The following is a 16,242-nucleotide window of genomic DNA, read 5'->3' as shown; positions in this document are numbered from 1 at the left end:
TTTTAATGGGATTTAAATATATAAATTGAATGGTCGTTACTTCTCTCGATTTGAATCTCATCGTTATGATAGATTGGTATATCTGCCTTTTTACTTCTTCCTTCCAGCTTTTCATGTCTCACAACGAGGTTTGAGTCCTGAGATTCTTTCACCAGTAAAACACGGTCCTTTTTTCGATCTGCCTTAAATGTTAAATCGCCAATCGACTTTTTCTCCGCCAAATAGGGAACTAGCCATCTATTAACCCAATTGGTATGGAAGTCTTCTGTCATCCCGCGAGCATCTCGGAGCCTCTCCCTTTTCCTACTTTGCTTGAATTCAATTGAAATGCGGTTTTTGTCAAACCTTGGTTTTATGATAATTCCAATGATATATACAAGCAGAGCCAGCCAGAGTAATGCTTTTAGGACGTATACCCCATATTTATCCAGAAAGGAGATATCTACAATCTTCAGAGTAAATGACTCTTTGGCGATTTCATTAGGATACTGGCCGGGAAGGGTAACATGAAGGGGAATGTCACCTACCGATGTTCGGAAAATCGGCGTTAAACTCTTAGGATAGATGTAAATTTGGTTACCTTTTTGTTCTTTTTCAATTTTTATATAACTGGAGGTTTCTATTTTTAGTTTATTGAAAACCTTTTTGAGTTCTTCCGAAGTCATTTCCTCTCCATTCACCATCGGTGTAATCACAAAGGGATCTGCTTCATTTAATTCATCTAACGGTGTACTCCAAGTATCGGTATTGGCCACAAGGCTAAGCTTTCGAGTGGGGTTTACTTGAAGGCTCGATTCCTTTACTTTTTGATAGAATCCTTTAATATTAACTTTTACGTTTATTGGAATTTCTTGCTTTTGTGGTGACGTGAAATCCCCGATGAATTTATTAACCTTAGAATCATATTTAAGGCGGAGTTTTACCTCATCAATTTCAGCTTCTACTTCAAACAAACTTTTCACATCAATATCGCGTAAATCGATTTCTTCATCATTACTCTCACTTTTTAATAGAGTCGCTTCTAGCCTCATCTTACTGCCTGCAAAGAAAACTTCAGGATCACTCGTCAGTTTCCCATCCCCATTTTTCTTTTTAAAGTCCACTTTAAAATCAATTGCGGGTTCTGCTAAGATCTTGATTGATTTTTGCTGCTCTTCTAGTAGTGGTTTATCAAAAATGATTTTGTATGTGCCTCTTTCGATAACGCCGTCACCAATCACGTTTTTGAAATGCGTGAATGTTCCTTGTATGGGTGGATGTAGTTTTGCTGGGTCATCGGGGGTAATAACTTTGTATGGACCCTCCATTCCTTGTTCAATTCGTTGGTTGTTCATATAGAATTCCTTAAAGGAAGCATTCTCAACAGCCGACTGTTCAATGAGAGTTATTCTCCTTAACGGGAATGGAGACTCTAAGACTAGCTGGCTCCCGTCCCAAACAGGATGTAGATCAAACTTTTCCTGTTCACTTGGATCTCGATTGGTCATAAGAGCTGCGACCTCATTAATGCGTTGGATGATATCTTGCTCACCATTGCTCACTAACACATTCCCTGCTGAACTTTCTGTCCATTGTCTTTTAAAATCAGCCATAATTTCTAACTCATCACTGCTCAAATAGGACTCAATGGGAATCAAGGTGCTGTTAAAACTAGCACCTGTTTGATCCATTTTCTCTTTTAACTCTCTCAAGCTTTTAAAAAGGCCACTCTTGTTCTCTTCAATTTGTCCCATTGTAAGTTTTTGTTCATGATGGTTCAGTTCATTAAAAATTCCATCCGTCAGAACGATTAACCAGAAATCAGAGTTTTTATTGCTATCAACCGCTTTTTTTAATTCATTTATCGCTGTATGTAAGGATTCTAGTGGAGTACTTCTTTTCCCCGTCCATGCTCGAATCTGATTAATTTCATGCTGCCGGAGTCTTTCTTCCAATTCAATCGGCTCCGGTACAGTTGGTGCGCTCATCGAAACAACCTTTAAATGGTCCTGTTTTTCTAAGAGGGCAACAAAGCTTTGTAGAGCGTAATTTGCATATTTCCAATTATCAATAGGAACATTTCCAGACTGTTCCCACATACTGCCTGAATCATCATACACAAGAGCGACTATTTTATTTTTAGGAATATTAGAATCACTTTTCGCTTCCGCAGCTGAAGCGAAAATGCAAATGGAAAAAATTAAAAGAGTTTGCATGATAACAAGAAGTTTATACTTACCTATCATTCTTTGAACTCCTTTCACTAACGAGCGCACTAGGTAAAGTAACCCTTTTTGAATATTTACTCCTATCCTATTCAAAACATTTATTATGCATGACCCAATTGTAAAAGTTTAGCAGCAGAAATTAACCTTTATTAGAGCCCACTATCGCAGTGGATTCTTTTTTTAAAATATTGAAACATAAACACTTGGTACTCGTAGTAAATAGTATGGAAGGATGTGGGAGCATTGAGCAGATACTCAATTGAAGAATTTATCAAACAGACTGAGCAAAAGGATAAAGGCGAAGGTTTTTTTGAATTAGAGACACCTCGGATGTTGGAGGTCAACTTAGACGGGCAGGTTTGGGCAAAAGCGGGGTCCATGGTTGCTTATCATGGAGAAATGAAGTTTGTCCGTGAAGGAATATTAGAGCATGGACTCAGAACTGCATTAAAAAAGGCATTTACAGGTGAAGGCGCCTCTTTGATGAAAGCGAACGGAAGAGGGAAATTATATCTTGCTGATAGTGGAAAGAAAATTATTATCCTTAACTTACAAAACGATTCCATCTTCATAAACGGGAATGACCTATTAGCCTTTGAACCTAGTATTAAATGGGAAATTAAATTAATGAAGCGAATTGCCGGGATGCTTGCTGGCGGATTATTTAATGTTCGCTGCGAAGGAACTGGAATGATTGCCTTTACTGCGCATTATGAGCCAATCACATTACGGGTCACTCCGGGAAACCCAGTGATTACTGATCCAAATGCAACCGTAGCATGGTCTGGTAATCTCATGCCAAGCTTCCAAACGGATATTACATTAAAAACATTTTTAGGAAGAGGCAGTGGAGAATCGATTCAAATGAAATTCGAGGGCGACGGTTTTGTTGTCATCCAGCCATTTGAAGAGGTTTATATGAAGGCTAAGCAAAATATTACATAAAAAAATAGTCCTCCTGTCTTAAGACAAGGGGACTATTTTTTTAAAAAAGTTGCTCAAAAGAAAGAGCAACTCCAGTTGTAATTCGATACCTTTTACAGAAATGTAAGTGATGTACTCATTTCCCTTATATGGTTCTGATCTGCCCAGAGAATAAAGTAATTATACTCTGTTCCATTAATTAAAACCGGTGATGGATACTTAATAATAAGGGCTGCTTGATTTTTCATTTCGACTGGCTGGTCTTGTGACGGATAAATGAAGCAGGCTGGATGATATTGGATTTGTGTGTGTTGGATACTTGGTTGGGTGCCGTATGGGTTGAGTTGGTGGAAGGCTTCATTTTGACAGACAACGTCAATTGATTGGTCAGAGGCTATCGCTGCGATTTGAAAGAAACCATCTCCTCCCTCATATCTTTCATCGTTCACTCGCTGCCAATGGGAAGGATATTGGAACCGAACTTTATAGATTGAATTGGAGAATGTTTTTTTGAGAGAAGTAATTGGTAAAGGTGACCATTGCAAGGCTGTAATTGCCCCACCTTCTACTAGTTGTATTGGAACGGGATGAGTTAAATCCAACAACCAGATTTCACTGGAACTGCTTTGTTGCTTACATCCAGAAAGATAGGCAATTTTCCTGCTATCCGGCGACCAGGTCACAGGGGTGGCAAAGCAATCGGATATCGCTCTCGTTACTTCGTTCATTCCTTGTCTCCCCGCTGTTCTTATCAATGAGAAATATCCAATGTTTTCGAATGCAGTTGCACTATAGGCGATGCTTGAAGAATCAGGTGACCAGGTTGGGAAGTAATTTTTCGCTAATGGACCTCCTTTAGCTTCTATTACATTTCCAGTTGCAAGATTTACACTGTAAATAATCGAGATACTAGCACCTGGGGTCGTATATAAAGCATAGGTTCCGTCAGGAGATAGTCGAACATGATTAAGTCGTCCCCCTGTATTTCTAGTGACTTGGACCTTCCCCGTTCCATTCATTTTGATGCGAAAAAGCTGACTTACTCCCTTGATATTTGCTTGTTGAAAAAGGAGTTCCGTCCCGTTTGGAAACCATTGTGCGTCTGTTGCACCAGGTGCATTTAGGATTCGGGCTCGATGAGTATTCACATTGTAAAAGACCAACCCATTTGGTTTTGTATAAACAATCTCTTGGCTTCTCGGAGACCAATCTAGGAAAACCCCTAGTCCATCTGCAAACTGATCAATTTGCGCAATACTGCCATCAATTAAACTAATGATGTAGAGGATTCCATTTTTTCCAACAAAGGCGATTTTTGTGCTATCAGGTGACCAAAATGGTATCGAATAAGATTCTGCTAATCCATTCGTGAGTTGTTGGTTCAGTCCATTGTTGGGATTATAGACCCAAATATCATAGCTTCCACTTCGATTGGAGGTATAAGCGAGTAAACCTCTAACACCTGGAGGAGCGTATGGAATCATGAGCTGCATACCTGGTGAAATAACGGTAGATGACAGATTATTTACCTTCATGATTAACTCGAAATTACTGCGGCCTCCTGTAAGTACGTTAAATCTGCTTGCAATTTGGAATAAATTATCTCCTTGCTGAACCACATAATACGGAACACCAGGTGGTACTTTCAACAACTGACCTGCTTGAATTACGTAAGGCGGTTGAACCTCGTTGGCTTGAATTATTACCGAAGCTGGGACCCCAAAGTTTTGAGAAATTTGATAGATTGTATCTCCTGGTTTCACACGAATGACATCTACACCAGGCGGGACGGAAAGCTGCTGCCCCACAAAAATTGAGTTTGGCGAGGTAATATTATTCGCTGCAATTAGCGACTCTACCGGTAGCTCCCAGCGTTTCGCAATCTGGTAAAGTGTATCCCCGGGACGGACTGTGTAAAATAGCTGCATCAACATACCTCCAATCTATCATGTACATTATGACGGACTGCACTCAATTCCAGTTTCTCTAAATGAACAACATGGGCAATCCCTTTTGCCTACATGGTATTCAGCTGCAGGACTAATGTTTCTTCTTATACAAATAAACTGCACTAAAAAAACCAACAGCGTGCTATTTCTTGCTGTTGGTTTTTTTATCATTGGGATTTTAACTCCTCTTATTAAGAGAAAATCCGATTCCAATTGGTGCATTGAGATTAGTTACCATGTTGTTAACAGCACTAAACAAAGCTTTTATAGAAGAAGTCATAATATCAGCGTCAATCCCACAGCCCCAATATTCAACACCATTCATAGAAGTAATACCCACATAAGAAACAGCATTAGATCGTGACCCAATTTCTAGCGCATGCTCCTTATAAACTAAATCTTTGTATTGGATATCGAGTTGAGTTTGAAGAATGTTGCTGATTGCGTCTAGTCTTCCATTCCCGTCACCAGTAAATTCATGCACTTCGTTATCTATACTGATAGATAGAATCGTTTCGTAATGATTGCCTTGGGTAGGGCGGTAATTGATAAACGTGAACGGAGCACTAATATTCACATATTCTTGAGTAAAAATTTCATAAATTTCATCTGGCTTAATTTCCTTGTGCATCCGGTCAGATTCATCTTTCACCTTATACCCGAAGTTTTCACGCATTTTTGCAGGCATATCTAGCCCATAATGTTGTTCAAGGATATAGCCAATACCCCCTTTACCTGATTGGCTGTTAATTCGGATGATATCTCCTTCATACTCTCTGCCAATATCCATTGGATCAATTAATAGATAAGGTACTGTCCAGTACTGACGTTCTTCTTCCTCACGCCATTTCATTCCCTTAGCAATCGCATCCTGATGGGAGCCTGAGAAGGCAGTAAAGACGAGGTCTCCGCCATATGGATGTCTTTCATGAACGCTCATTTTTGTCAGTTCTTCATACTTTTCTCTGATTTCACGGATATTCTCAAAATTAAGGTGTGGGTTCACTCCATGTGAAAACAAGTTCAATGCAAGTGTAACGATATCAACATTACCTGTTCTTTCACCATTTCCAAAAAGTGTACCTTCGACTCTCTGCGCTCCTGCAAGCATTCCTAGCTCCGCATCAGCAACTCCTGTTCCTCTGTCATTATGTGGATGGAGTGAAAGGATGACATTGTCACGGTAATGTAGATGATCTCCCATAAACTCAATTTGGCTTGCGTAAACGTGAGGCATTGACATAGATACTGTAGCTGGCAGATTAATAATCACCTTTTTCTCAGCAGTCGGCTGCCAAATTTCAAGTACCGAGTTACAAATATCAAGCGCAAATTCAATCTCTGTACCTGTAAAGCTTTCCGGTGAATACTGGAACTGGAAGTTACCTTCTGTCTCAGCCGCATATTTTTTAAGCATTTTAGCACCGCTTACCGCAATATCGATAATTTCTTCATTAGACTTTTTAAACACCTGCTCACGTTGTGCTACTGATGTAGAATTATATAGGTGCACCACCGCTTTGTTCACACCTTCAAGTGCCTCAAAAGTCTTTTTAATAATACCTTCTCTAGACTGTGTTAACACTTGGACCGTAACATCATCTGGAATCAAATTTTGTTCAATTAACGTACGTAAAAACTGAAATTCTGTTTCCGATGAAGCGGGAAAGCCAACTTCGATTTCTTTGAAACCTACTTCCAACAGCAACTGAAAGTATTCTAATTTTTCCTCTAAGCTCATCGGTACCACTAAAGCTTGATTTCCATCTCGCAAATCGACACTGCACCAAGTAGGAGCCTCCGTTATGTATTCCTTCTCTGTCCATTTCAAACTTTTGACTGGGGGCATAAAATATCCTCTAGAGTACTTATTAATATTTCTCATTCAAAACAACCACCTTTTCAGATAATTTTATAAACATAAAAAAGCCTATCATCTCATAAGAGACGATAGGCTTTGCCTTCGTGGTACCACTCTTTTTGGTTCGCTCAGAAACAAACGAACCCACTTTAAGACTTAATGACGGTGGTCAACCGTTAAGACCTACATATCAGCCTTACCACTCCTGGGCGAGTTGGGGAATTTATTGACTGTCTTTCACCTACCGACAGCTCTCTTAGCAATAAATATTCCTTAATACTCCCAATCAATGTGTTTTCATCATTGGAATTTTATATTTTCTCTATTCTATACTAAATTCTGATAATTTCCAAGACCTATTGTTCAACTTTTTGAATTTATCAAAATCCTTGTTTGCGCTTATCAATTTAAGAAAAATTTAATACTTAGTTTAGATTCCTTTTATATTTCCCTATTAGACTAGTGTTTGTAGAACAAATCATTACATAATAAAAGGAGTAATATTAAATGACACATGCACACTTAACAACACTAATCTTGTCGCTGATTTTTCTAATCATCATTGCGGTTCTTCAAAACAAAGGTAAAAATATTAAAATATGGCATATGGTTTTGCGAGCTACATACATTCTTATAATCGTAACGGGTGGAATGCTCTTTTTTGCAGCCTATTCTATTCCGTTATCCTATTATTTGAAGGCAATACTCGGTATCATCATGATTGGTCTATTTGAAATGGTGATTGTCCGGAAACAAAAAGGAAAGAAAACAGACATAATCTGGATTGCCTTCTCAATCGTCCTTGTTATCCTCTTTGCTCTAGGATTTACACTCCCAATGGGATTCGATTTAATAAAATAATAAAAAAGGAGAGGTTCACTGGTGCCTGGCACCGATGAACCCTCCTTTAATCATTTTATATACCTGTGCTTTTTTCATAAATTTTCAAATGTCCACCACTTGGTCCATAAGCAATCCCGTTATGGTCCCATCCGTATTTTTCATAATAATTTTCAAGTTCTGTAGTCAAATATAGCTTTTTATACCCTACCTTAGCAGCCTCACTCAATCCATACTCTAAAAGCTTTGCACCAATTTCTTGACCCCGATATTCTTTATCGACAAATAAGCACGCAAGCCACGGACATAAATCCTGGCGACTATTAATATCATTCCTCAATATGGCATATGTACCTATAATCTTTCTATTATCTACTGCGACATAGAATCTTGGAAGGCCATCTGATGTTTCAGCGGAATGAAGAATACAATCCTCGTAAAATTTCAAATTATCTTCTGTCCCCCAAACGTTCCAAAATACCTCAATACCTTCCTCCAAAAATTCATTCCCTTTTTGAAGTTCAACAATTTTCATCATCATCATCATCATCCCCCCCTAGTACCCCTCTTGCTTTGTAAAAAGTAAAGAATACTGTCATTCATTATAAAGCATTTAACACCATTTTTTCCTTCGTTTTTTCTTCTTTGATCATGATGACCCCTACCAATCCCAACAAAGAAAACAGAACAGGAATGATAAAACCATAATGATAACCAACATTGATTGTTTCTAGAGGAAATAAATCTAGAACCTTTCCGAAAATAATCGGTAATAAAACAGCACTTATAAAGCCACCCATATTCGAGAATCCTGTAACCACCCCTACTTCTTCTATAGGGAAAGATTTCCGTACTACCGCGAACGTCAATGTACTTGCACCAGTTCCAAAACCTATCAGAAAAAACAAAACAACTACAAGTATAAATGAAGGATTAACACCTGATAAAAATAACCCTCCCCAACTTAAAAAGGCAATGATGTGTACGTATGTATAGACTCTTTTCATAGATTCTAGTCTGCTTGTAATCCAGCTAATTAGTGGTCCTCCTAGCATGGCACCGAAAAGTCCATACATCAATAACTGACTAGCTTCTGAACGAGATAAATCCATTACTTGGATTCCATACGGTACTCCCCATGAACCGATAAATCCCACATACGCACCAACTAATCCAAAATGACATAGAAAAGTTGCCCAAGCTTGACGTGCGGTGATGGTCCGGCGGAAAATTCTCCAAATACTTTCTCGATTTTTGTTCTTAACCTTTTTCAGATTGAAATCATCTTTAACGATTTTGTTAGGTTTCAAAACTAACACAGTATATAGAAGATAAGAGAATAACGCTAAAATGATACCTATAATAAAAAATGGTGTTCGCCACCCTGAGAATGAAATCCACATCGAAAAAGGAAGCATAGATGTTAATGAACCAATGCTCGAAACCAGTGAAATCACACCCAGCAATTTTACAAATTCCTGCGCCTTGAACCATTGGCTTAATATAATGACCAAGTTAAGAAAAATCATCGAATCTCCCGTTCCAACAATAAAACGAGAGAAAATTAAAACATATTCATTCGGTGAAAAACTATAAATAAGGCACCCTATTCCCGTAAGAATGGTACCTAAAATAAGAAATCGATTGGGACCATACCTATCCGATAATAAACCTATCGGTATTTGAAGTCCCGCATATGCAAAAAATTGAAGACTGCTCATTAGACCGATGACGGCAGCTGAAACATGAAAATCCTTCATTAACTGATCCGTTATAAGTCCTGGAGCAGTTCTCTGGCTTATTATGATAAAGTAAGCCAATAAGACGGTACTAAAAACGTCCCATCTATAACTACTTTCCTGTTTGTTCATTTTTAGTGTCCTCTTTCGTTTGTATTTTCCACTCTATCTAGCTGTTAATAACATTATAAACTAAACAAACTTGTATAAGGGAAAATCTGTCTTTACTTGAAGGTTTGATTAAAAAAGAATCTTTATCCTATTTTCAACAATATCCTGCATTCAATAAAAAAGCAGAGCGAATTCAGATATGAATTACTCTGCCTCTATATGGTTATGGGTGATAATTGGGTCCCTACACGTTACCTAAATAACTTCGGGTGTAATTCGGCATTACGATTTTTCCATTATGTCTGTATTTTTCAAATAGATTTGTAATGGCTTCCACAAAGAATTCGTATTTTTTGTCAGACTCTTTTAGTGCATAGGAAGCTGAGAGGTTCCTGCCCAAGAACCCTTCAAAATCCAAGACTAATTCATTGGGAAACCTTTTAAATTCAAATTCTCCATTCCGAAAAAATTGATTAAATACTTCCTCCCGCTCCCCGATTCCACCACTAAACCCATAAAAATTCGGGCAATATTTTTTAAAGATTTCAGCATTTTCCTTAATTAGCGGACTTTTGAAATCTCTACTATTCCAAACCAGTGCTACCTTTGCGTTCTGCTTCAAAATCCGTTTACATTCTAATTTGAAGCTTTCTTGATCAAACCAATGAAATGCTTGAGCTGCTATCACCAGATTCAAACTATTGTCAGGTAAAGATGTTTCCTCAGCTGAACCTTTATTAGAAGTAAAGTGTTCAAACTGTTGTAGGTTTTGTTCTGCTTTTAGTCTCATATCATCATTTGGTTCCACTGCTACAACGTTGATTCCTCTCTCCAGTAGCTGCCAGGTTAGAATGCCCGTGCCTGAACCTATATCTGCAACCCTGCTCGTCTCATTCAGGTTATTGGCTGCTAGTACATAATCGATATACTCAGTTGGGTAACTAGGTCGAGATTTCGAATACACATCTGCCTTCCCACTGAATTTATCTGTTGGTTTCAAATGAAATTCCTCCTTCGCAACGGAAATTCGAATAACTAAACTCTTTAATTTTATTGAATTGATACAATATAAATATCTACTTCTTATTAGAACAACAGTTTGACGAGATTTCGTATGGAAATAAAAGAGCAGAAAATTTACAAATTTTTAATAAATACTTGCAAATTTTCTGCTCTTTTATTATTTTGCATATTGTTATCAGAAGTTAATGAACTAACTGTATGCTAGTTCTTTTTCTGTCAGACCGAGCGACTGCTCAGTCGATGAATGAACTTTACGTAGCAAATCTGGGTTTTTCATTAGTGACACGCCATAAGAAGGAATCATTTCTTTGATTTTGGGTTCCCACTCATTGATATGTTGCGGAAAGCATTTTTTGATTACTTCAAGCATTACCTGAACCGCAGTAGAAGCACCCGGAGAAGCACCTAGTAATGCTGCGATAGAGCCATCAGAATCAGTAATGACTTCCGTACCAAATTGAAGCGTTCCTTTTCCTGCCTCAGTATCTTTAATTACCTGTACACGCTGGCCCGCTACCACTAAATCCCAATCCTCACTGTTAGCGCTCGGGATAAATTCACGTAACTCCTCCATACGCTGTTCCTTTGATAACATTACTTGCTGAATCAAGTATTTGGTCAATGGTATTTCTTTTGCGCCTGCAGCTAACATCGTTAAAACATTATTCGGCTTTACAGAGGTTACTAAATCGAGCATGGATCCTGTTTTTAGGAATTTTGGTGAGAAGCCGGCAAATGGTCCAAATAACAATGATTTCTTATTGTCGATAAATCTTGTGTCAAGATGTGGAACAGACATTGGTGGAGCGCCAACCTTCGCTTTTCCGTATACTTTTGCATGATGCTGCTCTACAATCTCAGGATTATTACATACCATAAATATTCCGCTTACTGGGAATCCGCCAATATTTTTCCCTTCAGGAATGCCGGACTTTTGCAGTAAATGCAGACTTCCCCCTCCGCCTCCGATAAAGACGAATTTTGCAGTATGGCGTTTGATAGTACCGCTAAACTGATTTTGTACTTTCAGCTCCCATAATCCATCGCTGGTTCGTTTAAGATCCGTAACACTATGATTGTACTTAATATCGACATTTTTATTTTCTAAATGAGTAAACAACATACGCGTTAAAGCACCAAAGTTGACGTCCGTTCCAGTGTCAATTTTAGTTGCAGCAATTGGCTCATTCCATTTTCGGCCTTCCATAATAAGCGGAACCCAGTCCATCAGTTTTTCCGGATCCTCCGAAAACTCCATTCCTTGGAAAAGTGGATTTTTTGTGAGCGCTTCAAAACGTTTCTTCAAAAAACTTACGTTTTGTTCACCCTGTACCAAACTCATATGTGGCAATTGTCTGATGAATTCCTGCGGATTCTGTACAAGCCCGCTGTTAACAAGATAAGACCAAAACTGCATAGAGACCTGGAACTGCTCATTAATACTAATCGCTTTACCAATATCTATAGATCCGTCCGGTTTTTCGGTCGTATAGTTAAGCTCACACAGCGCCGCATGTCCGGTACCCGCATTATTCCATTCGTTTGAGCTTTCTTCTCCCGCATTGTCAAGCTTTTCAAACACTTTTATTTCCCATTCTGGTACTAATTCTTTTAAGATGGTCCCTAAAGTGGCACTCATGATTCCGGCGCCAATTAATATGACGTCTGTATTCGTTTCTCCGTTGCTCATTTTTACCAACCTTTTCTATTAAAAATTTGAAAAAAGATGTAGGCGGACACCTGGTTAAGCGTTACCAAGTCACACACCTATTTTGTATTTATTATTACCATATCAAAGTCTAATATATTATTTATTAATTAATTATATACTATTATATGATAATTATAAATTATTTAAAAGCTTATAAAAAGTAAGAAGTTCTCAACAAGTTCTAAGAACACAAAAAAACCAAAGCCTAAACCAAGTTTTTGCAATGGTCAAGTCTTTGGTCTCCCTATCGTTATGGCTGCTGATTTTTACTATTTTCGAGTATTTCCTCTTCTTCATCGATGATCGAAGTGGCTGTTCGTCTAAATTCGGATAATGTCTTTCCAATCGCTGACCCGATCTCAGGAAGCTTTTTAGGCCCAAAAATAATTAAAGCAATGATTAATATGAGAATTAATCCTGGGATGCCTATATTCGATAACATTGTTTCCTCCTCATTTCAGGATTTAAGCTAAAATTCCACCTTTTTGTTTATAGGATAAAATCCCTTCTGCTGCCCGGTAAGAAAGTGCCCCGACAGTTCCGGTTGGATTATAGCCGCTATTATGTGCAAATGCTGAGGCACCAACTACAAACACATTTTCAGCTTCCCACATTTGCGAATAATTATTTACGGCAGATGTATTTGGGTCTGCCCCCATGATGATACCGCCAGTGTTATGAGTGGATTGATAGGTGGTAATATCATAAGGCCCCAGTTCCTCCATCGTATCGATATGATCCGCACCCATTTCTTTCATGATTTCTTTGCATCGGTCCGATAAATACTTGGCTAGTTGGCGGTCTTGCTCTTCAAAATCATAGGTAATTCGAATTAACGGATCGCCAAATTCATCCTTGTAAGTCGGATCAAGGTCAAGATAATGATGCTTAAATGGCATGCTGGCTCCTTGACCGCCAACGGATAAAACCCGATTAGCATATTTAACCGAATTGGCTTTAAATTCTTTACCCCATGTCGGAGTACCTTTTGGGACCTTGTTATTTGAAATTGGCCGAAGACCGGTTTGGGAAATGGCAATTGAGCCACCATGAATAAAATTAAGATTGGAGTGATCAAAGTTATCACCATTAAAATCATCCACCGTCATTCCAAGTGCACCTGCACCAGCAAAAGTATTAAATTCTTCCTTTTCAAAGAAGCCGGTTGCATTTCCTTTTTGAACTTGGTAGGCGTAATTTTTCCCTATCACGCCCGCTCCCGTTGTCGGGTCATATGGACGCCCAATACCCGATTGTAATAATAACCGTACATTATTAAAAACATAGCTTGTTAACACCACAATATCTGCAGGCTGCTCAATTTCTTCCCCCGTTGTTGTATCCACATACATGACTCCGGTTGCTTTATTGCCGGATTTCAACACGCGTCTAACATTGGAATGCGTGCGAATCTCAAATTTCCCAGTCTTTTTTGCGACTGGAATAACGGTAACAACAGGGTCTGCTTTTGCCCCATATTCACAGCCGAACCTTTCACAATAAGCACAATATTGACAAGCTGCACGCGCTACCCCATCTGGATTTGTGTACGCCTCTGAAAGGTTTGCGGAAGGGCGATTATAGGGATGTAGCTTTAGGTTGATAGCCGCCTTCTTAAATTTTTCAAGTGCTGGTGTTGTTTTCATCGGTGGGGTTGGATATGGACTGGACCTTTTCCCAGCCAGAGGGTTTTCTTCCCCTGAAATCCCAGCCATTTTTTCAAATTTATCGAAATAGGGCTCCAATTCATCATATGTAATACCCCAATCTTGAATGGTCATATCCGCTGGAATCTTTTTTTCACCGTATCTTTCAATGGTTTTGCTGCGAATTTCAAAATCGTAAGGGAGGAAGCGGTAGGTTTGTCCGTTCCAATGAACACCCGAGCCCCCTAGGCCATCCCCTAAAATAAACGAACCGTATTGCCGCATGGGCAGAGCTCGAAGTTTTTCATTTCCTCTGAAGGTAATTGTCTCTTTTGAAAGATTCTGCATCAGATCGTACCTAAGAGCATAGCGAAGTTCATCGTGTACCATAAAATAATCCTCTGTTTTTCGTTCCTTTCCTCTTTCCAAACCGACACAATTCAAGCCTTGTTTCGTTAGCTCAGCAGCGATAATCCCGCCTGCCCAGCCAACGCCGACTATAACAACATCCACTTTGGGTAATTTCTTTGCCACTTCTAACACCTCATTTGTAGTCAATTAGTGCAAATACTTAATTCTATTATTGGCCAAGGTGGTCCTTAAGACTTTTGGGTGGAATAACAGTAAATTCTTTATCAATGACTTGGGTATAGGTCATTTGACTACCTGGATAATTTCTCATTTTCCATCCATCCATATTTCGATTCCCGCTGTACAATGGATCGCTATAAGCCCCTTCTAAAGTACTGCTCCTTAGCATGTTAAAAAAACCACTTGGAGAAATCGTTGTAATGTTGACCTTGTTCTCTGCAAAATCTGTTAAGATATCGTTTTGTTCCTCTTCGCTTAGTTCTACAAAATTCTTTTTATACTTCGTTAAACTGTGATTTTGCAATTCTCTTAAACCGATATCGAAAATTTCACGTCGGTTAAGCCGACCTTGATACCCTTGGACTTTTTCTCCTTTGAAGAATGGCGGCTGCATGTATTCCCTTGAATTAAAGCCCCAGTCCCCGCTTAATTGGTGATCAATAAAATAGGCAACACCTAAATCCTTCGCACCTGGTCCATTATCATCAGCCGGAAAAATACGCTCCGTTGCGGCCTCCACCATTTTAAATTGCTGTTGAGAAAAATACATTAATGCCTGAGTATAGGTTTCAGCCACACGTGGGTTTTTAACATCTAGTTTATCTGTATTCGTTTTGTCCTTAAATGGAAGTAAACGGCCTAATGCACCGCCAACAGCCAAACCACCTACAGCAATACCAGAACTCTTGAGGAATTTTCGACGAGAAAGTGATTCATTCTTTTCTTGTTGCTTGGAGTTTTCTGCCATAAAATCCACCTCCTACATTTTAAGGATAGATTACCCCAAAAAAATCCATTCATACGTAAAAATAATTTGGGCATGATAACCTTAAATCTAATTTTTTGAGGTGGTAAAAAATGAAAATTATTTGGAAAAATGCGGCTATTTTAAGTGCATCCTTATTCCTCACAGCTTGCTCAGGTCAACAAAATGTACTTGATGATTCCGTTAAAGCCGAAGAAAGCCAGCATGACAATCATGGGGCACACCAAACAAGCGTCTATGATAAAAGTATTTCAGCAAGAAATATGAATGATGGATTAATTATTCCTAGTGAAAACGGGGAAAAAAGACAAACAACAGATGAACATGGGGGGACCTCCCATGGAGCGGGAACAAATGTTTACAGCTTGATTGGGAGCTCAGGTTTAAATGATGGCGGGATTTCTTCTCATCTTGAATCAAGGTTAGGCGGTGAAGGGATCAATGGTATAAAGGTGTTTGTATTAGACGACACGGTCATCCTTGCGCGCGCAACCCCTGAAGTGACTTCCAATCAATACGATTCCATGCAGGAACATGTCCTAAAGGGCGTCGATGGAATGTCTAGAAAAGACCAAAACAAAAAAGACCCTGCTAATACGAACAATACAGCTGCACAAGATGTAGATGATAACCTTGAGAAAGCAAAAAGTTATATGAACAAGGTCTTCAATGGCAATGTCCAGACACTTACCGTAACAAATCCGGAAGCAGTGGTGCTTATTGAAAAGATTAAAAACAACTTAAAGGCTGACTCCGTTCCATATGATACTGTTTCACAAGATATTATTACACTTGTAAAAATGACGAGGGAAAAATAAGCAATATTGGAAGTGCAGGGATAATAAATCTCAGCGATTTTCTAATGTTCGACCTT

The 16,242-nt window shown here is 38.8% G+C and carries 13 protein-coding genes and 1 other annotated feature; of the genes, 3 read left to right on the top strand and 10 right to left on the bottom strand.

What is annotated here, in order from left to right:
• Positions 1–2: 2 nt before the first annotated feature.
• The gene (locus tag M3189_RS07050) at positions 3–2,225 is read right to left on the bottom strand and encodes a vWA domain-containing protein (RefSeq protein ID WP_251633115.1); all 2,223 of its coding nucleotides are present in this window, start codon (positions 2,223–2,225) and stop codon (positions 3–5) included.
• A gap of 225 nt (positions 2,226–2,450) precedes the next feature.
• On the opposite strand from M3189_RS07050, the gene M3189_RS07045 reads away from it, so the two are divergent.
• Positions 2,451–3,152, top strand: coding sequence for an AIM24 family protein (locus tag M3189_RS07045; RefSeq protein ID WP_251633114.1), 702 nt, complete (start codon positions 2,451–2,453; stop codon positions 3,150–3,152).
• A 92-nt stretch (positions 3,153–3,244) separates the two neighbouring features.
• Here the strand turns inward: M3189_RS07045 and M3189_RS07040 are convergent, their stop codons facing one another.
• Positions 3,245–5,059, bottom strand: a complete 1,815-nt coding sequence (locus M3189_RS07040) for a LysM peptidoglycan-binding domain-containing protein (protein ID WP_251633113.1) — start codon at positions 5,057–5,059, stop codon at positions 3,245–3,247.
• Positions 5,060–5,258: 199 nt separating this feature from the next.
• Positions 5,259–6,965 carry a 2-isopropylmalate synthase gene (locus tag M3189_RS07035; protein WP_251633112.1) on the bottom strand — a complete coding sequence of 569 codons (1,707 nt, stop codon included), beginning with the start codon at positions 6,963–6,965 and terminating at the stop codon, positions 5,259–5,261.
• A 55-nt stretch (positions 6,966–7,020) separates the two neighbouring features.
• Positions 7,021–7,240, bottom strand: a binding site (T-box leader).
• Between the two features lie 208 nt (positions 7,241–7,448).
• Between M3189_RS07035 and M3189_RS07030 the strand changes: the two genes are divergently transcribed.
• Positions 7,449–7,802 carry a DUF1516 family protein gene (locus M3189_RS07030; protein WP_251633111.1) on the top strand — a complete coding sequence of 118 codons (354 nt, stop codon included), beginning with the start codon at positions 7,449–7,451 and terminating at the stop codon, positions 7,800–7,802.
• 55 nt (positions 7,803–7,857) lie between these two features.
• On the opposite strand, the gene M3189_RS07025 is transcribed toward M3189_RS07030, so the two are convergent.
• From M3189_RS07025 to M3189_RS06995, 7 genes are all read right to left on the bottom strand, one after another.
• Positions 7,858–8,325, bottom strand: a complete 468-nt coding sequence (locus M3189_RS07025; RefSeq protein WP_251633110.1) for a GNAT family N-acetyltransferase — start codon at positions 8,323–8,325, stop codon at positions 7,858–7,860.
• Positions 8,326–8,383: 58 nt separating this feature from the next.
• Complete coding sequence (locus tag M3189_RS07020; RefSeq protein ID WP_251633109.1) at positions 8,384–9,652, bottom strand: MFS transporter; 1,269 nt, start codon at positions 9,650–9,652, stop codon at positions 8,384–8,386.
• A gap of 223 nt (positions 9,653–9,875) precedes the next feature.
• Entirely contained in the window at positions 9,876–10,631 is a 756-nt protein-coding gene (locus M3189_RS07015; RefSeq protein ID WP_251633108.1) for a class I SAM-dependent methyltransferase, read from the bottom strand.
• Positions 10,632–10,844: 213 nt separating this feature from the next.
• Positions 10,845–12,344, bottom strand: coding sequence for a malate:quinone oxidoreductase (locus tag M3189_RS07010; protein WP_251633107.1), 1,500 nt, complete (start codon positions 12,342–12,344; stop codon positions 10,845–10,847).
• 271 nt (positions 12,345–12,615) lie between these two features.
• Positions 12,616–12,807, bottom strand: coding sequence for a twin-arginine translocase TatA/TatE family subunit (gene tatA / locus M3189_RS07005; protein WP_251633106.1), 192 nt, complete (start codon positions 12,805–12,807; stop codon positions 12,616–12,618).
• Between the two features lie 22 nt (positions 12,808–12,829).
• Positions 12,830–14,545: a GMC family oxidoreductase gene (locus M3189_RS07000; RefSeq protein WP_251633105.1), complete on the bottom strand. Its 1,716-nt coding sequence runs from the start codon at positions 14,543–14,545 to the stop codon at positions 12,830–12,832.
• 46 nt (positions 14,546–14,591) lie between these two features.
• Positions 14,592–15,350 carry a gluconate 2-dehydrogenase subunit 3 family protein gene (locus tag M3189_RS06995; RefSeq protein ID WP_251633104.1) on the bottom strand — a complete coding sequence of 253 codons (759 nt, stop codon included), beginning with the start codon at positions 15,348–15,350 and terminating at the stop codon, positions 14,592–14,594.
• Positions 15,351–15,460: 110 nt separating this feature from the next.
• Between M3189_RS06995 and M3189_RS06990 the strand changes: the two genes are divergently transcribed.
• Positions 15,461–16,186, top strand: coding sequence for a hypothetical protein (locus M3189_RS06990; protein ID WP_251633103.1), 726 nt, complete (start codon positions 15,461–15,463; stop codon positions 16,184–16,186).
• Positions 16,187–16,242: the final 56 nt, after the last annotated feature.

The sequence above is a fragment of the Neobacillus niacini genome (genome assembly GCF_023715415.1).
GTDB lineage: Bacteria > Bacillota > Bacilli > Bacillales > Cytobacillaceae > Neobacillus > Neobacillus niacini_C.
This window is presented reverse-complemented; position numbering and strand designations above follow the sequence as displayed.

Coding starts and splice junctions, on each gene's coding strand:
- M3189_RS07050 (WP_251633115.1), bottom strand. CDS start 2,225: ATGATAGGTAAGTATAAACTTCTTGTTATCATGCAAACTCTTTTAATT.
- M3189_RS07040 (WP_251633113.1), bottom strand. CDS start 5,059: ATGCAGCTATTTTACACAGTCCGTCCCGGGGATACACTTTACCAGATT.
- M3189_RS07035 (WP_251633112.1), bottom strand. CDS start 6,965: ATGAGAAATATTAATAAGTACTCTAGAGGATATTTTATGCCCCCAGTC.
- M3189_RS07030 (WP_251633111.1), top strand. CDS start 7,449: ATGACACATGCACACTTAACAACACTAATCTTGTCGCTGATTTTTCTA.
- M3189_RS07025 (WP_251633110.1), bottom strand. CDS start 8,325: ATGATGATGATGAAAATTGTTGAACTTCAAAAAGGGAATGAATTTTTG.
- M3189_RS07020 (WP_251633109.1), bottom strand. CDS start 9,652: ATGAACAAACAGGAAAGTAGTTATAGATGGGACGTTTTTAGTACCGTC.
- M3189_RS07010 (WP_251633107.1), bottom strand. CDS start 12,344: ATGAGCAACGGAGAAACGAATACAGACGTCATATTAATTGGCGCCGGA.
- tatA (WP_251633106.1), bottom strand. CDS start 12,807: ATGTTATCGAATATAGGCATCCCAGGATTAATTCTCATATTAATCATT.
- M3189_RS06995 (WP_251633104.1), bottom strand. CDS start 15,350: ATGGCAGAAAACTCCAAGCAACAAGAAAAGAATGAATCACTTTCTCGT.
- M3189_RS06990 (WP_251633103.1), top strand. CDS start 15,461: ATGAAAATTATTTGGAAAAATGCGGCTATTTTAAGTGCATCCTTATTC.